Genomic DNA, 16,104 nt, shown 5'->3' with positions numbered 1-16,104 from the left:
ACTAGCTGCGGGTCAGGATCGGCACGGTCGAATGTCGGCCGCTTTGCACCGTGACATGGCGGCCGACGTGCTCGAAGGAAAGGTCGGTCAGCTTGTCGCCGACGCCCAGGTTCTCGATCGACAGGCTGTCGATGCCGATCGGCAGGCGCGGCTCCTGGATGCGGATCTCGCCGGCCCAGCCGTCGACGGTGATGCCCAAACAGGCTTGGAGCATCATGAAGGCCGAGCCCGCCGCCCAGGCCTGGGGCAGGCAGGCCACAGGATAGGCCACCGGCGGCTCGCCCGGCTGGCGGGGAAAGCCGCAGAACAGCTCCGGCAGGCGCATCTCGTAGTGGGCCGCGGTCTCGAACAGGCCCGAGGTCATCCGCACCACCCCGTCGCGATGGCCGTAGCGGGCCAGGCCCATGGCGCAGATGGCGGTGTCGTGCGGCCAGACCGAGCCGTTGTGATAGCTCATCGGATTGAAGCGCGGCTCGCCCTCGGCCAGGGTCCGCACGCCGAAGCCGTTGTGGAACACGTTCGAAAGCAGGGTTTCGGCCACCTTGGCGGCGCGCTCGGGCGAAGGCAGGCCGCAGAACAGCAGGTGCCCGGGATTGGAGCCGCGCACCCGGCAGGGCTGGCCGTGGCCGTCGATGGCCATGGCGTAAAAGCCCTTGTCCTCCATCCAGAACCGCTCCTCGACCATGGTCCGCAGATACTCGGCCCTGGCGGCCCAGCGTCCGGCCAGATCGGCCTCGCCGCGCCGGCGGGCGAGATCCGCCATGCCCTTGAAGGCGGCGAAGGCGTAGCCCTGCACCTCGACCACGGCGATCGGGCCATCGGGGAACTTGCCGTCGGCGTGGAAGACGCTGTCCTCGCTGTCCTTCCAGTTCTGGTTGGAAAGGCCGGTGTCGGCGCCCCGGGCGTAGTCGATCAGGCCGTCGCCGTCGCTGTCGCCGAAGTGTTCTATCCAGCCGATGGCCGCTTGCAGCCGCGGCCAAAGACTGTCGATGAAGGCCAGGTCCCCGGTTCGCTCGGCATAGGCGCAGGCCAGGGCCACGAACAGCGGCGTGGTGTCGACCCCGCCGTAGTAGCGGCCGAAGGGCAGCTCGCCGAGGGCGGTCATCTCGCCCTTGCGGGTCTCGTGCATGATCTTGCCGGGCGCGCTGTCGCGGAAGGCGCTGACCTCCTCGGCCTGGTGGGCGGCCAGATAGGCCAGCACGCCCTTGGCCAGGCGCGGCTCGATCCACAGCACCTGCCAGGCGGTGATGATGGCGTCGCGGCCGAACGGGGTCGAGAACCACGGGATGCCGGCATAGGGATAGGGGCCGGTTTCGAACTCGGTGGTCAGCAGGGCGAGATCCGCCCGCGACTTCTCCAGCCAGTCGTTGAAGAGGCGGCCGGAACTGTTCAGTCGCGCGCCCCGCCGGCGGCGGCCGCGCATGTCCAGCCGCGCCCGGGCGGCGGCGGCGCGCCAGCGCTCGCGGGTCGGCGGGTGGTCCGGAACCGGCCCGACCTCGAGATAGAGGTCGAAATGGGTGTCCGGCGTCAGCATGAACATGAACTCGGCCCGCTGCGGCGTCAGGCGTCCCGGCGGCTCGGAGAAGGCGATGACGCTGTCGCGGCGCAGCTCGTCCAGGCCCTGGTAGGCGAAGCGCACCGAGCGGCCGTTGAGCTCGGCCGGCAGCACCCGGCCCCTGGCTTTCCGCTTGGAGCCGCGCACCTCGAACATGTCGTGGAAGTCGGCGTCGTACTCCAGGAGCACCGGCAGGATGACCATGTCGCGGCTGTAGTTGACGAAGCGCAGGCGTTCATAAAGCCGCTCGGACCACAGGAAGCGCTTGCGCTCGATGTGGATCGCGCCGTGCGGCGCCGAGGATCCGCCCAGCGACTGGACGGTCTGATTGGTCGAGTGCGAGGTGAAGAAGACGTTGTCCTGCGAGACGCTGGCGCTCAGCAGGGCCGGCGGCTTGCCGCCGATCAGCAGCCGCAGGCGCGACAGCAGCCGGGTGTCGTCGTGGAACAGGCCGTCGGCCGCCCCCAGCACGTCGCCGAAGGCGTCGGCCACCAGGAAGGTGTCGCGGTCCTTCAGGGCGAACAGCCGATAGGGAACGCGGGGTTCGCCGGTTTCGCCCTGCTCGCCGGCGGTCAACGGGGTCGGTGCGAGGTCGTCCATTCGATGCCCCTTATCCGGAACGCTGGGTCTTAAACGCGATCAGCGGCCGCGCCGGTGGGGGCGCGGTCGCTGAAACTTGAAAACACAATGCGGCCTCAGGCCGGCAGCTTGGCCGTTGGACTGGGCCGCCGACGGATCAGGCGCTCTGGGCCAGGGTCAGGCGCGGCGGCTGGGCCGCCTCGTCCAGGCGGCCGTAGAGGTCTTCGTATCGACGGGCCATGGCGTGGGCCGAGAACCGGGTCTCGAACCGCGCGCGCACCGTCTGGCGCGACAGGTCGGGCAGCCGGCGCAGGGCGGCCACGGCCTCGTCCTCGTCGTCGACGATGAAGCCGGTCACGCCTTCCTCGATCACCTCGGGCACCGAGCCCCACTGGTAGGCGATCACCGGCGTGCCGCAGGCCATGGCCTCGATCATCACCAGGCCGAACGGCTCGGGCCACGCGATGGGGAAGAGCAGGGCGTCCGCGCCGCCCAGGAAAGCCGACTTCTCGGCGTCGCCGATCTCGCCGACGAACTCGATCAGCGGGTGGTCGAGCAGCGGCTCGACGACGGCATGGAAGTATTCGCGGTCGGCGGCGTCGACCTTGGCGGCGATCTTCAGCCGGCGGCCCACGCGCTTGGCGATGGCGATCGCCCGTTCCGGACCCTTCTCCGGCGAGATCCGTCCGAGGAAGGCGAGGTAACCTTCTGATTTCGGATGATATTCGTAGATCTCGGCGCACATGCCGTGCAGCACCGTGCCGGCCCAGTTGGCGAAGGGCAGGGGCGCGCGCTGACTGTCGGAGATCGACACCAGCGGAAACTGCGGCCAGCGGCGATAGACGCCCGGCAGGTCTTTCAAATCCAGCCGCCCGTGCAGGGTGGTCAGGGTCTTTCCCGCCATGCCTTCGAACAGCGGGAAGTGGATCATGTCGGTATGGAAGTGGATGACGTCGAAGTCGTCGGCGCGGCGGCGGACTTCTGCCAGCATGGCGATGTGGGCGGCGAGGTCGGATTTCAGCGGGGCGGGGTCCAGGCGGATCGCCTGGTCGCGGACGACCACCAGGTCGGCCTTGGTGCGGGCTTCGGCCGAGGCGAACAGGGTGACCTCGTGGCCGAGATCGACCAGGGCGTCGGTCAGGTGCGCGACCACCCGTTCCGTCCCGCCGTAGAACCGCGGCGGAACGGCTTCATACAGGGGGGGAACCTGGGCGATTCTCATGTGTGGTGATCCTGCCAAGGACGATTGTGGCGCAAAGGCGCCGACGTCGGAGTGCAAACCGCGAGTGTGGCGTTAAGGTTCCGCAACGTGAGAAAGAACCAAAAGGCGACCTTGGCCGTTCGTCTTTCACGATCCTCGCGTTGACGAAGCCGACGCGGAATTGCCATTTGAGAAGTGCGCGGAGGGGCCGCGCGCAAGTGCGTGCGAGACCCGTCAACGGTGAGACAGAGCCTGAAAGTTTCGACCGCCCTGCTTGGGGCGGCCCTGTGGATGTCGGCGGCCCCGATCGTTCATGCTCAAGCTCAGGTCCGGCCGGTAAGGGCGCCGCAACAGGCGCCCGTGCCCGTGCCCGCGCCGCCGGCTCTGCGCGCCGACCAGGTCGACCTGCTGGCCAAGGCTTTGACGAATGCGCCCTCGCACGGCTTCGAGCCCGGCGCCTTCGCGCCCGACCGCGCCCTGGCCCAGTTGGACTCGCGTAACGGCGCCGACCGCCAGGCGGGCCTGAACCAGCTGATCGCCCTGACCCTGCGCTACGCCAAGGCCGTGCACAGCGGACGTCTGGCGCCCGCCGACTTCGACAACAACTGGGGCCTGCGCCCGGCCGCCTACGACCCCGCGCCCGGCTTCGCCGCCGCCGTGCAGAACGACCAGCTGGCCGGCTGGCTGGAAGAGCTGTCTCCGCCCTATACCGGCTACCAGACCCTGCAGAAGGGCCTCGTCACCTACCGCGACATCGCCGCTCGCGGCGGCTGGGCGGTCATCCCCGAAGGCGCGCCCCTGAAGCTGGGCGACAAGGCCGATCCGCGCATCGTCCAGCTGGAGGCCCGGCTGGCGGTCGAGGACCCGACCATCGCCGTCGACGGCGTGGCGGTGTTCGACGAGGCTTTGCAGCAGGCCCTGATGCGCGCCCAGAAGCGCTTTGGCCTCAATCCCGACGGGGTGCTCGGCAAGGGCACCCTGACGGCGCTGAACGTGCCGGTGCAGCTGCGCATCGACCAGATCGTCGCCAACATGGAGCGCTGGCGCTGGCTGCCGCAGGAACTGCCGGCCGACCGCATCCAGGTGAACATCGCCGCCGCCGTCATGAGCGTCTTCCACCACGACGCCCCGACCCTGACCATGCGCGCGGTCACCGGGCGTCCGGGCGACGAGACGCCGATGCTGCAATCGGCGATCCACTCGATCGTGCTCAACCCGCCCTGGAACGTGCCGTCCTCGATCGCCACCAAGGAGCTGTGGCCCAAGGAGCGGGCCAATCCGGGCTATCTGGCGCGCAACGACTTCATCGTCATCCCGACCGGCGACGGCGGCTCGCGTCTGCAGCAGAAGGCCGGCGACAAGGCCGCGCTGGGCCTGGTGAAGTTCGATTTCAACAATCCCTACGGCGTCTATCTGCACGACACCCCGTCGCGGGCCAAGTTCGCCAGCTACAGCCGCCTGGCCAGCCACGGCTGCGTGCGCCTGGAAAAGCCGATCCCGCTGGCCAAGCAACTGCTGAGCGGCAGCGCCGAATGGACGCCGGAAAACGTCGACACGACCATCGCCTCGGGCAAAACGGTGCGCGCCCAGCTGGCCCAGCCGATGGCCGTCTTCCTGCTCTACTGGACCGCCTATGTGACCCCGGACGGGCAGGTGAATTTCCGCGATGACCCGTACGGGTGGGATCGCGCGCTGGTGCAGCGTATCGCCGCAGCGAAAGCCGTCTGAGCGCCTCACCGGGGCGCCCAAGCGACTGTCTTTAAAGCATTTGAAGCGTGGCCGGCGTCAAAGCCGCTCACGCTTTCGGCTGTCATGCCCGTCCCAGCTCCGCTTGACCCGAGCGCCCTCGTCAGGCCTCTTTTGGTGCGTAAGCCTTTCCGATCCGGAAAGTTTATCGTGTTCCAAGTGAGCTTGGGCGGCCTTCGGGCTGCCTGACGCAGTCAGTCGGGAAAGCGTATCCATGATCGAACGACGCAAGCTTCTGGGGCTTGGCCTCGGGGTGCTGGGCGCCAGTGCGGTCGGGCCCATGGCGGCCTTCGCACAGTCCAAGTTCGGCCCAGGGGCCGATCCCATCGCCGACCTGCTGATGAAGCAGGACCTCGGGAATGCGGCCGAAGGCATGGCGGATAACGACCTGCCGCAGACTTCGGTTCCCCCGCCCCGGCCGGCGATCCAGCGCGTCTCGTCCGAACCCCGCTGGGTGAAGCTGCACAACGTGCACACCCAGGAAAAGGTCGAGGCGGTCTATTTCGAGAAGGGCGAGTACGTGCCCGACGCCGTCCAGGCCCTCGACAAGGTGCTGCGCGACTACCGCACCGGCGACGTCGCCCCGATGAATCCCGAGCTTTTCGACATCATGGCCGGCCTCGCGGCCCGGACCGAGACCAAGGCTCACTTCCAGATCATTTCCGGCTATCGCTCGCCCAAGACCAACGCGATGTTGCACGCGCGCAGCGGTGAGGTCGCCAAACGCAGCCTGCACATGGACGGCAAGGCGATCGATCTCTATCTGGAGGACGTCTCTCTGGATCGTCTCCGGACCGCGGCCCTCGACTTGAAGCAGGGCGGCGTCGGCTACTATCCGGTCAGCAATTTCGTCCACGTCGACGTCGGCCCGGTCCGGCGTTGGGTCGGCTCCTAGGGTTGGAGCCGTCCCTTTAGGGAGCTCCAGATGGCCAAGGCCGAACGTCGCGGCAATCCGTTGGGATGGATCGTCCTGGGTTTCGTCGTCGGCGCCGTGGCGGCCCTCGGCGTGATCCTGGTGGTCAGCGCCGGGGTCGGTTTCGACAATGGCGGCTATCAGGAAGGCCCGGAGGTCCGCACCGCGGCCGATGACGCCGCCAGCGCCGCCGTCACCCGCACGCCCGCCGCGCAAGCCGCGCCGGCGGCGACGCCCGAACCCGAAAAGCCGCCCGTGGTCGAAGCGCCCGCGGCGCCCAAGCCCGCTCCCGAAGTCGATCCGCAGATGGCCGACGACGCCGCGGCGGCCGGCATGACCTCGCGAACCCGCCAGTAATTTCCCTCTCCCCTTGCGGGAGAGGGTGGCCTCCGAAGGAGGTCGGGTGAGGGGTCTCTCAAAAGCAAGACGCCGCGGCAGCCGATCAGCTGTCGCGGCGTTTTTCGTGGGGGCGACCCCTCATCCGTCAGCTTCGCTGACACCTTCTCCCGCAAGGGGAGAAGGGGTTCTACAGCCCGATCCGCTTCGCGCCCTCGGCCACCGTCACCACGTCGAAGCCTGCGTTGACCGCGCCGTCCACCAGCCGTTCCAGCGCCTCCACCGTGCAGCCCCAGGCCGACGGCTTTTCCGCCACGTCGTGGGTGTAGAGGATCAGCCATGCCTTGCGGCGGTGGGCGGCGTCCAGCCAGCGCAGGGCCACGGCCTCGCCGTCCTCGCCCTCGATGCCGACGGCCGGGGCCTGGTTGAGGTCGGCGCCGTTGGCGATCAGGCCGTGGTGCAGCGCCCGCAGCGTCTTGAAGCGGTCGGCCAGGGCGGTCTTTGCCGGAGCGGCGACGTCGCCATAGGGGTAGGCGAAGCTGACCGCGCTGCCCACGCCCCAGGCGGCCAGGGCGTCAGTGTTCTGGGCCACGTCGGCCAGGGCGACCTGCGTCGAGGCCTGGCCGCAGTCGAGGTGGCTGAAGGTGTGGCAGCCGATCTCGTGACCGGCGGCATGCAGGCGGAAGGCGTCCTCGCCCGTGGCGTAGCGACCCATCGGCCCGTCGCGGCCGGTCAGACCGGCGGCGAAATAATAGGTGCCACGAAAGCCCCGGGCCTCCAGCACCCGCGCCCCGGCCTCGCAGGCGGTGGCGGGGGCGTCGTCGAAGCTGAACGACACCATCGGCCGCGTGAGCTTCACCCGCGCCGGGCGGCGGTGCTGCAGGCGGATCAGCCGGCGGCGGACCTTGCCCTTCAGCGAGCGGTCCGGCTCGTAGGCGTCCACCTTCTCGAAGGTTTGTTCGACTGCGGTCATCACACGGCGTCCGAATAGAGGGCGGCCCGGTAGAGCCGCATGGAGAATGCACGAAGAGGCGTCGGCAGCGATTCCGAAAGCGCGATCGCCTTCAGCCACGGCCGCCAGGTCGCGCGTAGGGGAACGCTCTTCAGGATCCTGGCGACCTTGTAGCTGGGATAGGCGCTGACCACGTCGCGGTGGGCGGCCACCACGCGGGCGAAGTTGGCGGCCGACTGCTCGTACTTGGCGGCCATCACCGGGGCGGGATCGAGGCCCAGGTGCGTGGCGGTGTTGTCGATGTGCAGGATCGGATGGGCGCGGGCCACCCGCATCGCCCATTCGACGTCCTCCCAGCCCCAGCCGGCGAAGCCCTCGTCGAAGGTGATGGTCTCGAAGACGTCGCGGCGCACCAGCAGGTTCGAGGTGAAAACGTGCTTTTCCGGTTCGCGCGCGCGTTCGGGCGCGGGCGTGCAATCGCTCTTCAGGGCCATGGCCCGGTGCAGGGCGTGCTCGGGGCGGATCGGCGTCTGGTTCAGGGTGAAGCCGCCGAAGGCCACCGGGGCGTCGTCGCTCGCCACCGCCAGCCAGCGCGACAGGAAATCGCGCGGGTCGGGCAGCATGTCGCTGTCAAGGAACAGCAGGTGGCGGCCCCGGGCGTGGGCGGCCAGGCGATTGCGGCCCTGGGCGCGACCGGCGTTGGCCGACAGCCGCACGAAGCGGGCGGGGCGCTTCAAGCCCGCGACGATCTTGCCGATGCGGGCTGCCAGGGCCTCGTCGCCGCCGCCGTCGTCCAGCACGACGATCTCGGCGCTGCCGTCGGTGCCGTCGAGCGCGCGGAGCAGGGCGGTCGGGTCGTCGCGGAAGGTCGGGATCAGCACCGACAGGCGCGGGACGGCGGAGGCCCACGCGGCGTTGTCGAAGATGGTTTCGGTGATCGGGGCGGTCATGCGGGGCGGAACCTGCGGGTGATGACGGCCAGGCGGCCGCGTGCGCCCCCGGCGTCGAGCAGCAGGGCCGCGCCGGCGAAGGTCGCCGCGCCGAGACCCGCCTTGAGGATCAGTTCAAACAGCCCGCCGAAGTCGGGCAGGGCCAGGACCAGGGCCGCCATCAGGGCGCTGGACAGGCCGACCTTCGCCAGCGCCTCCCACGGGATCGGCAGGGCGCAGGCCCGGCGGCCCAGCACCCCGGCCGCGATCGCGCCCAGGCCATAGCTGGCGGTGGTGGCCCAGAGGGCGCCGTTGAGGCCAAAGCGCGGGATCAGGATCAGGTTCAGCGCCAGATTGGCGCCGGCCGGGATGGCCATGCAGACGCTCAGCATCGTCGTGCGGCGGCCAAGCGTGAAGGCCTGCAGCAGATAGTAGGTGGTCACGCCTGACAGCCAGCCGCTGGCGGCGATCCACGGCGTCACCCCTGCCGCGCCGTCGCGCAGTGCCGGGCCGATCATCACCTCGGTCAGGGGGCGGGCGACCAGTGCAAGACCAACAGCGGCGGGCAGGGTCAGCAGCACCATGAAGTCTGCCTGTTCGCGGGCGCTGTCTTCCAGCGCCGGCTGGCCGCCGCGCTCCAGGGCCGCGACCATGGCCGGACCGCCGGCCATGCCCAGCCAGATGAAGACGACATCCAGGGTGCGCGAGCCCAGCGAATAGCCGGCGTGGTAGACGCCGACCGCGCTCTCGTCGAGGAAGGCGGCCAGCAGGAAGCGGTCGGTTGTCGACAGCACTAGGGCCAGGATCAGCGAGAAGGCCACCGGCAGGCCGTAGGCGGCGTAGGACTTGGCCAGGGCCTTGTCGAAATGGCCGCCCTTCAGCCGCCCAAGGTCGGCGGGCAGCACGAACACCAGGCACAGCAGCGAGATCGCGCCCATGCCCAGGATCGGCGCGGCGCCGCCCAGGCCGACCAGGGCCAGGATCAGGCCTAGGGCGAAGCCGCCCACCGTCTGGATCACGTCGAGCAGGGCCGCGCCCGACACCTCGCCGGCGGCGCGGCGGCGCTCCTGCGACAGCTTGGCGAGACTCTTGACCGCCGCGGCGGCGAAGGCGGCCGCGACGGCGACCTTCAGCGCCGGGGCCATCGGCCAGAAGCGTAGGATCACGGCGGCGGCGACCGGTATGGCCAGGGCCATCAGGATCCACAGGCGATAGAGGGTGGCGAAGTGGTCCGGCAGGCGGCCGTCCTCCTGCGCCCGGGCATGGAAGCGGGCCATGGCCGCCTCGGTCCAGGTCAACAGGGCCGTCTGGGTCAGGCTCAGCGCCGAGAAGGCCAGGGCGTAGGTCCCGTACTCGGCCGGGGTCAGCACCTGGGTGAACAGCACGATCGTCAGGAGGCCGACGACCCCCTGGGCGATGTTGACCGGCAGGTAGCCGAGGACGCCGCGCCAGAACATGGTCAGCGCACGGCGGTCTTGTCGCCCAGCAGGCAGGGTATGGTCATCAGGATCACGTAGAGATCGAGCCAGAACGACTGCCGCTCGATGTACTCGACGTCGTAGGCCACGCGCTGGCGCACCAGTTCGGGGGTGTCGACGGCGCCGCGCGAGCCCTTGATGGCCGCCCAGCCGGTGACGCCGGGCTTCATGCGGTGGCGATGGGCGTAGGTGGCGACCAGCTTGGCGGACTCCACGTCGCCGGTCATCATGCCGATGGCGTGTGGGCGCGGCCCGACGATCGACATCTCGCCGGTGATCACGTTGAACAGCTGCGGCAGCTCGTCGAGGCTGGTCTTGCGGATGAACCTGCCGACGCGGGTGACCCGGTCGTCGTTGGCGCTGATCTGGCGGGCGGCCTTGGCGTCGGCCATCTCGTGCCGCATCGAGCGGAACTTCCAGATCAGGATCGCTTCGTTGTTGAAGCCGTGGCGGCGCTGGCGGAAGAAGATCGGGCCGGGGCTGTCGAGCTTCACGGCGATCGCCACGATCAGCATCACCGGCGCGGCGACGATCAGGCCAAGACCCGTGACGACCAGATCCTGGGCGCGCTTGACCATGGCCCGGCGGGCGTCGGTGGGCGCGCCCGACAGGTCGGCCAGGCGTCCCATGGCCGCGTCGCGGTCGGCGTCGCCGCCGATGTCGACGATCATGCTGACGGGATTGGGCAGTTCCGACAAGCGCTCGACCAACTGGCCGACGCGGGCCTGGGCGGTGGATTCGACGGCGATCACCACGCGGTCGACGAAGGGCATGATGCGGTGGTCGACCAGGGCCTTGGTGTCGCCCAGCACCGGCACGCCCATGACGGCCTCCGGCGCGCGTTCCGCGCGGTCGTCGAACACGCCAAGTACGTTGACTTCGCCGGTGCGCAGGGCCGCGGCGATCAGGCGTTCGGCGTTGGTCGTGGCGCCGACCAGCACGATGTTGGGCGTCAGGGTGCCGACCCGGCGGCCGTGGCGCACCAGCGCCCACCAGCCGGCGTGCACCGCCAGGAAGACGGGCAGGGCCAGGGCCAGCCAGCCGCCGACCGGATGCGGGCTGGTGTTCAGCGGCGTCAGGGCCAGCACCTGTACGGCGAGCGTTGAGGCGCCGACGGCGGCGGCGGTGCGCAGCAGGTGGCGGGTCAGCGGTTCGCGATGGGCGAAGACATAGGCTTCCAGGCCATGCAGGGCGGCCAGCAGCACGCCGGCCCCGACCAGCGGCGCGGCGAGGGCGCCGTCGCGCGCCAGCCAGAGGGCGAGACCCAGGGCGAGAATCGAATCGGCGAAGCGGAACCAGCGAGTCAGGTTCCGAATCTGCACCCGGGCGCGCGCTGGGGTGAGACGTTCGGGCCGAAAAGGGCCGCGCCGGCTTTGAACATCGGCGGACGCATGGCTTGCGTCCGCGGGGCGGGCGATGGCGGAACTCATGATCGCTCTTGGGCTTCTGCACACGGGAGAACAGGGTTCAACCTAGCGTGGCCGTCTGAGCGTCGCGTTAACGCGATTTTCCTTCGACGCTCGATTGTCATTCGCGAGCGAACAGGCTATCGAACCGCTCCCTCTCAGGAGGAGACGTGGCCGAGAGGCTGAAGGCACCGCTTTGCTAAAGCGGCATACCTCAAAAGGGTATCGAGGGTTCGAATCCCTCCGTCTCCGCCATCCCCCTTTCCAGCGCTATCCACCGCCGTCCAGGCGCGACCGCTAAGTCCCTTATTCTACAAGGGAAAGTCGAAGACTTGCGTTTGGGCGTGTCCACCGAGATCCAGCCCAATCGGCGTGGCCACCGTGGGTAGGAACTGGGGTAGCGACCACGTAGCTTCTTGAACGCTTTTCCGCCCTGCTAACCCGCAAGCTCGACTCGCCCGGCCGCCACTCGGACGAGGGCGGCAACTGTTGCGAGGGGCGCTTGAGCGTTTGCGCCCCGCAATGATGGTCAGGCTGTCCGACCGAACGTGCGAGAGGCGTTCGGTCGGCAAGCCCAGAGCACGCGCCCTATTTCGGAGGCGTAGGCGCCACGCGCTCGGCCTTGATGTCCTCGGGCTTGACGCCGACCTCGTGCAGGAAGGCCGCGCCGTCGCTCTGGAACCAGGCCTCAATCATGCGTCCCTTGTCGTCGTAGCGAATGAAGCCGACTTCCTCGAAACGGACTGGCTGAGCGTGGCCGACGAAACCGCCGATCGGCCCGACCATGATGCCCTCCACGTGCCAACGGGCCACCACCATGTCGCCGACGGCGTAGATCTCGTCGATGGCGCGCTTGTGGTCGACCAGGCCTGCTAGGCCGTCCATCTTGCGAAAGCGCTCGAGCGTCACCCGCTTGGTGGTTGGGCTTTGGCCGCCGAAGAGCACCGCCAGGCCATCCGAAGGCGAGCCGTGAACGATGACCTCGGGCGCCATCAGTTCTTCCAGGTGGGTCATGTCGCGCTTGAGGGAGACCTCGTATTGGAAGCGCTCGAAGTTGCGCAGATTACGGGCCTGGTCGGGACCTGCTGCGATGGCGCGGCCGGAGGAGGGCGTATCCTCGGCGGGCTTTGCCTGGGCGCTTCCTGCCAGGATAGCGAAGGCGGCGACAGCCATCAGTACGGTGGCTCGTGACATGTGATCTCCCTTGGACGTCTAGCGCTCTTTGGCGCCGGCCCGCCGCTCCTTGGCGCATGGGCCGCTGGCGACGTGGGGCAAAGCTTCCAAGGCGAAGAGGGGAGTCAAATCGAGATCGGACATAGTAGAAATCAGCGGAAGCTATGAATTTCCGCCGATTTGACGATGTTTCGTATGTGTCCGCTAACATTGCGTTCGGTCGATTGGTGATCTTCATTCACTTAGCAGTGGTGATTTCGCGACCTTTGCGTCAACGGATTGGCCGATACTTGCTATAGGCGATTGCGATTGGTCGCCTTTCGACGCCCCTGCCTATCGTCCCCCCAACAACAATAAACGACCCTGGGGAGGGAACGATGAAGGATCGCCTGAAGGCGTGCCTGCTGGTTTCGATGAGCGCTTTGGCGCTCGGAGCGCCAGCCATGGCGGCGGGGCAAACGCGGGATCAAGGTTCCGCTCGAGACCACGAAAACGAACGCCAGCGCCTCGAGGCGCATCGGCGCGAGGCGCACGGCGACGATACTCGGCTCGACGAGATCGTGGTCACCGCTCAGAAGCGCTCGGAAAATCTGCAGGACGTGCCGCTGGCCGTGTCGGCGGTGACGGGCGCGCAACTGGCTGCGCAAGGCGTGGCTTCGACGGGCGACCTTGGGGTCATGGTCCCGGGCCTGACCATGACCAACGCCACGGGCAACGCCGCGCCCAGCATCCGCGGTGTCGGCACGACCGACGCTGGTGGGGGCCTGGAGAGCCCTGTGTCGGTCTATGTCGACGGCGTCTACCTGGCGTCGGCCTCCTCGGCGCTTCGGGCGCTGGCCGACGTCGAGCAGGTCGCCGTGTTGAAGGGACCGCAAGGCACGCTCTTTGGGCGCAACGCCACCGGCGGCCTCATCCAGATCACCACCCGCGACCCGCGCGACGATTTCCAGGGTGAGGCGCAGCTGCGCTACGGCGGCCACGACACGATCGGCGGCAATCTCTACGTGACCGGCGCGGTGGCGCCGCGCGCGGCCGCCAACCTCTCGGTCTACTACAATGATCAACGCAAGGGCTTCGGGACCAATCTGGCCTCGGGCCGCGAGGTCAACGCCAACCGTGACTTCGCCATGCGCAGCAAGTGGCGCTTTGAGCTTGGCGAGGCCACGACCGCAAGGCTGTCGCTGGACTACGCCGACAGCCGCAGCTCGGCCGCCTATCGCGCGCTGGGGGGCACCATCACCGCGACCGGCTACCGGTTTAAGGCCAGCCCGTGGGACACTGACTCCGACGTCGAGCCGCTGCAGAAGAAGTGGCAGGCCGGGGGCAGCATCAATCTGCAGCACGAACTGGAAGACTTCACCGTCACCAGCATCACGGCCTATCGCAAGGCCAACAACACCAACGCCTTCGACGGCGACGACTCTCCGTTCCCGCTGTTCGTCGTGGCCGCCGACTACGGCGATCGCCAGTTCAGTCAGGAACTGCAGCTGGCCACGCGGGGTGACAAGCGCCTGAAGTGGATGATCGGCGGCTTCTATTTCAACGCCACCGGCAAGTACCTGACCAACTACGCCATCTTCGGCCAGAGCCAGGTCACGACGGCCCAGCAGGTCACCGAGTCGTTGTCGGCGTTCGGCCAAGGCACCTACAAGCTCACCGACGCCACCTCGCTCACGGTGGGCCTGCGCTACACGACCGAGACGCACGACTATCAGGGCAAGCGCACGGGTTCGGAGTCGCCCACGGTCGGCACGCTGGTCGCCGACGAGCGCGCCAGCAAGGTCACCGCCCGCTTCGTGCTCGACCATCGGTTCGACGATCGCGTCCTGGGCTACGTCTCGTTCGACCGCGGCTTCAAGAGCGGCGGGTTCAATCCCAATGTGGTCCAGCCGCTCAAGCCGTTCACGCCGGAGGTGTTGGACGCCATTCAGGCTGGCCTGAAGTCCGAATGGTTGGACCGTCGCGTGCGGGTCAATGTCGCCGCCTTCTACTACGACTACACCCAGATCCAACTCCAGGCGGTGACGGCCGAGGGCTTCTCGACGATCACCAACGCCGCGGCCGCCACCATCTACGGCCTCGATTTCGAAGCCAACGCCCGCCTCTTTGGACGCCTCAACGTCAATGTCGGCGGCTCCTGGATTCACGGTCGGTTCGACGACTACCCCAACGCCGAGTTCACGGTCCCGGCGATCCCCAATCCGAACGCGACGCCGCGCCCGATCCTGGGCGGGAATGTCGCCAGCGTCGGCTCGGCGACCGGCAACCGAATGCCCCAGACCCCCGACTGGACCCTCAATGCAGGGGTCTCCTACGAGGTGCCACTGGCCGTCGGCGGACTGCGCTTCAACGTCAACGCCTTCCATAGCGACGGCTGGTACGCCCAGGCCGCCAACCGCCTGCGCCAGAAGCCATATGACCTGGTCAGCGCCTCTGGCCGCTGGTCGCTGCGCGACGACGACAGTCTGAGCCTCAGCGTCTCGGGCGAGAACCTCACCAACGAGACAGTCTTCGTCCAGATGTCGCCCAAGCGCCTGAGCGACAGCGTGATGGTCGCGCCAGGCCGAACCTGGCGCGTGGCGCTCGGCGTCAAATTCTAGTGGAGGACAAACGCGTGGAAGATCGTCTTCAAACGCCTCGCCGTCGAGGCCTGGTCGGCCTTGGCCTGAGGATGCTGCGAGCCTTGGCGGCGGGGTTGGTGCTGGCTGGGACCGCCCTGGGCGGCGCCTACGCCCACCATTCGGTCAAGGCCTACGACCAGTCGAAGATCGTCTCGGCGACCGGCGTCGTTCAGGAGTGGAAGTTCAAGAACCCTCACTCCGAACTCGACATCGTCCGCAGCGACAACGGCCAGAAGATGCACCTCGAGGCCGGGGCCATCTCGATCGTCTACCGGATGGGCATGCGCGCCACGTCCTTCAAGGCGGGCGACAAGGTCACGATCAAGTACGCCCCGCGCTTCGACGGCGCGCCCGGCGGCCTTCTCCTCGGCGCCACCCTGGCCAACGGCCAGTACGTGGGCATGCCCAACCGCTGATCCAGACGCGAGGTTTTCCGATGAAGACGGTTCTTCTGACCTTGGCGGCTGCTTCGGCGCTGGCCTTTGCGCCCGCGACCATTGCCCAGGCGCAAGCTGCCGCCTCCGCGGCGACGGCGCCATCGGCCCCGCCGGCCTCATGGCAAAGCTGGGCGGGGCTTTGGGTTGGTCCGCCCTCCACTCTGTGGAGTGGTCAGTCCTATCGCGACTCCGGCCCTCAGCCGCAGCCGCCGCTGAAGGGCAAGTACCTGGAAGAATTCCAGGCCACCGCCGAAATGCTTCTGGCGGTAAAGGCCGGCAAGAAGGTCGCCGACCGGGTCGAGCACTGCAACGCCTCGATGCCGGGCTACATGCTGGCCAACTTCCTGCCGATCGAACTCGTACCGGCAGACAAGGGCCTCTACATCATCAGCGAGCGCTGGCACGACGTGGCGCGGGCCATCTACACCGATGGTCGCGGCCACCCCTCAGTTGACGACGCGATCCCTCGCTACATGGGTCATTCGACCGGGCGCTGGGAAGGCGAGGTGCTCGTCGTCGACACCGTGCAACTGGCCGACGGAACGGTCGACGGCCAGTGGAGCCACAGCGATCAGGCCCACATCACCGAGCGCTATCGCCTGACAGATCCCGACACGCTCGAGATCGTCATGACACTCGATGACCCCGAGGCCCTCACCAAGCCGGTTTCCACCACGCGGATCTTCAAGCGCTCGCAGGAAATCAACCGCCTCGAGGCGCGCTGCGGTCTGCCCAACTACCTCGACTGATGTCCCCTCGGGTCCGGGCTTCGCGCCCG

Annotated in this window: 13 protein-coding genes and 1 tRNA gene; 7 read left to right on the top strand and 7 right to left on the bottom strand. The window is 68.3% G+C overall.

The genetic code is table 11. The annotated features are described in order from the left end of the window. Position 1 precedes the first annotated feature (1 nt). Positions 2–2,155: an amylo-alpha-1,6-glucosidase gene (locus AC07N1_RS03480; protein ID WP_494670527.1), complete on the bottom strand. Its 2,154-nt coding sequence runs from the start codon at positions 2,153–2,155 to the stop codon at positions 2–4. Between the two features lie 136 nt (positions 2,156–2,291). After that, entirely contained in the window at positions 2,292–3,356 is a 1,065-nt protein-coding gene (locus AC07N1_RS03475; protein ID WP_494670526.1) for a glycosyltransferase family 4 protein, read from the bottom strand. A gap of 345 nt (positions 3,357–3,701) precedes the next feature. On the opposite strand from AC07N1_RS03475, the gene AC07N1_RS03470 reads away from it, so the two are divergent. From AC07N1_RS03470 to AC07N1_RS03460, 3 genes are all read left to right on the top strand, one after another. After that, the gene (locus tag AC07N1_RS03470) at positions 3,702–5,063 is read left to right on the top strand and encodes a L,D-transpeptidase family protein (protein WP_494670525.1); all 1,362 of its coding nucleotides are present in this window, start codon (positions 3,702–3,704) and stop codon (positions 5,061–5,063) included. Between the two features lie 232 nt (positions 5,064–5,295). Continuing rightward, on the top strand, positions 5,296–5,976 hold the full coding sequence (gene mepK, locus AC07N1_RS03465; protein WP_494670524.1) for a peptidoglycan L,D-endopeptidase MepK: 681 nt from the start codon (positions 5,296–5,298) through the stop codon (positions 5,974–5,976). Between the two features lie 30 nt (positions 5,977–6,006). Beyond that, positions 6,007–6,351, top strand: a complete 345-nt coding sequence (locus tag AC07N1_RS03460; protein ID WP_110119728.1) for a hypothetical protein — start codon at positions 6,007–6,009, stop codon at positions 6,349–6,351. Positions 6,352–6,520: 169 nt separating this feature from the next. On the opposite strand, the gene hfsH is transcribed toward AC07N1_RS03460, so the two are convergent. The 4 genes from hfsH to hfsE are packed head-to-tail and all read right to left on the bottom strand — an operon-like array spanning position 6,521 to position 11,119. Continuing rightward, entirely contained in the window at positions 6,521–7,303 is a 783-nt protein-coding gene (gene hfsH, locus AC07N1_RS03455) for an oligosaccharide deacetylase HfsH (protein WP_494670523.1), read from the bottom strand. Then, positions 7,303–8,232, bottom strand: coding sequence for a polysaccharide biosynthesis protein HfsG (gene hfsG, locus AC07N1_RS03450; protein ID WP_494670522.1), 930 nt, complete (start codon positions 8,230–8,232; stop codon positions 7,303–7,305). Before hfsG ends, hfsH begins: the two co-directional genes overlap by 1 nt. Next, entirely contained in the window at positions 8,229–9,668 is a 1,440-nt protein-coding gene (gene hfsF, locus AC07N1_RS03445; RefSeq protein WP_494670521.1) for a polysaccharide biosynthesis protein HfsF, read from the bottom strand. The genes hfsG and hfsF overlap by 4 nt, the downstream gene beginning before the upstream one ends. A gap of 2 nt (positions 9,669–9,670) precedes the next feature. Beyond that, positions 9,671–11,119, bottom strand: coding sequence for a polysaccharide biosynthesis protein HfsE (gene hfsE / locus AC07N1_RS03440; RefSeq protein ID WP_494670520.1), 1,449 nt, complete (start codon positions 11,117–11,119; stop codon positions 9,671–9,673). Positions 11,120–11,259: 140 nt separating this feature from the next. Between hfsE and AC07N1_RS03435 the strand changes: the two genes are divergently transcribed. Next, positions 11,260–11,350 (top strand) — tRNA-Ser (locus AC07N1_RS03435). A gap of 333 nt (positions 11,351–11,683) precedes the next feature. Here the strand turns inward: AC07N1_RS03435 and AC07N1_RS03430 are convergent. Next, positions 11,684–12,289 (bottom strand): ester cyclase, encoded by a 606-nt coding sequence (locus AC07N1_RS03430; protein ID WP_494670519.1) that lies wholly within the window; start codon positions 12,287–12,289, stop codon positions 11,684–11,686. Between the two features lie 356 nt (positions 12,290–12,645). Between AC07N1_RS03430 and AC07N1_RS03425 the strand changes: the two genes are divergently transcribed. From AC07N1_RS03425 to AC07N1_RS03415, 3 genes are all read left to right on the top strand, one after another. Next, positions 12,646–14,868: a TonB-dependent receptor gene (locus AC07N1_RS03425; protein ID WP_494670518.1), complete on the top strand. Its 2,223-nt coding sequence runs from the start codon at positions 12,646–12,648 to the stop codon at positions 14,866–14,868. 83 nt (positions 14,869–14,951) lie between these two features. Beyond that, positions 14,952–15,305 (top strand): DUF6152 family protein, encoded by a 354-nt coding sequence (locus AC07N1_RS03420; RefSeq protein ID WP_494670517.1) that lies wholly within the window; start codon positions 14,952–14,954, stop codon positions 15,303–15,305. A 20-nt stretch (positions 15,306–15,325) separates the two neighbouring features. Then, the gene (locus tag AC07N1_RS03415; protein WP_494670516.1) at positions 15,326–16,075 is read left to right on the top strand and encodes a hypothetical protein; all 750 of its coding nucleotides are present in this window, start codon (positions 15,326–15,328) and stop codon (positions 16,073–16,075) included. The last annotated feature ends 29 nt before the right edge of the window (positions 16,076–16,104 follow it).

The sequence above is a fragment of the Caulobacter sp. GW821-FHT09B11 genome (assembly GCF_059418205.1).
The sequence above is the reverse complement of the archived record's forward strand: the minus strand, read 5'-3'. Positions and strand labels throughout refer to the sequence as shown.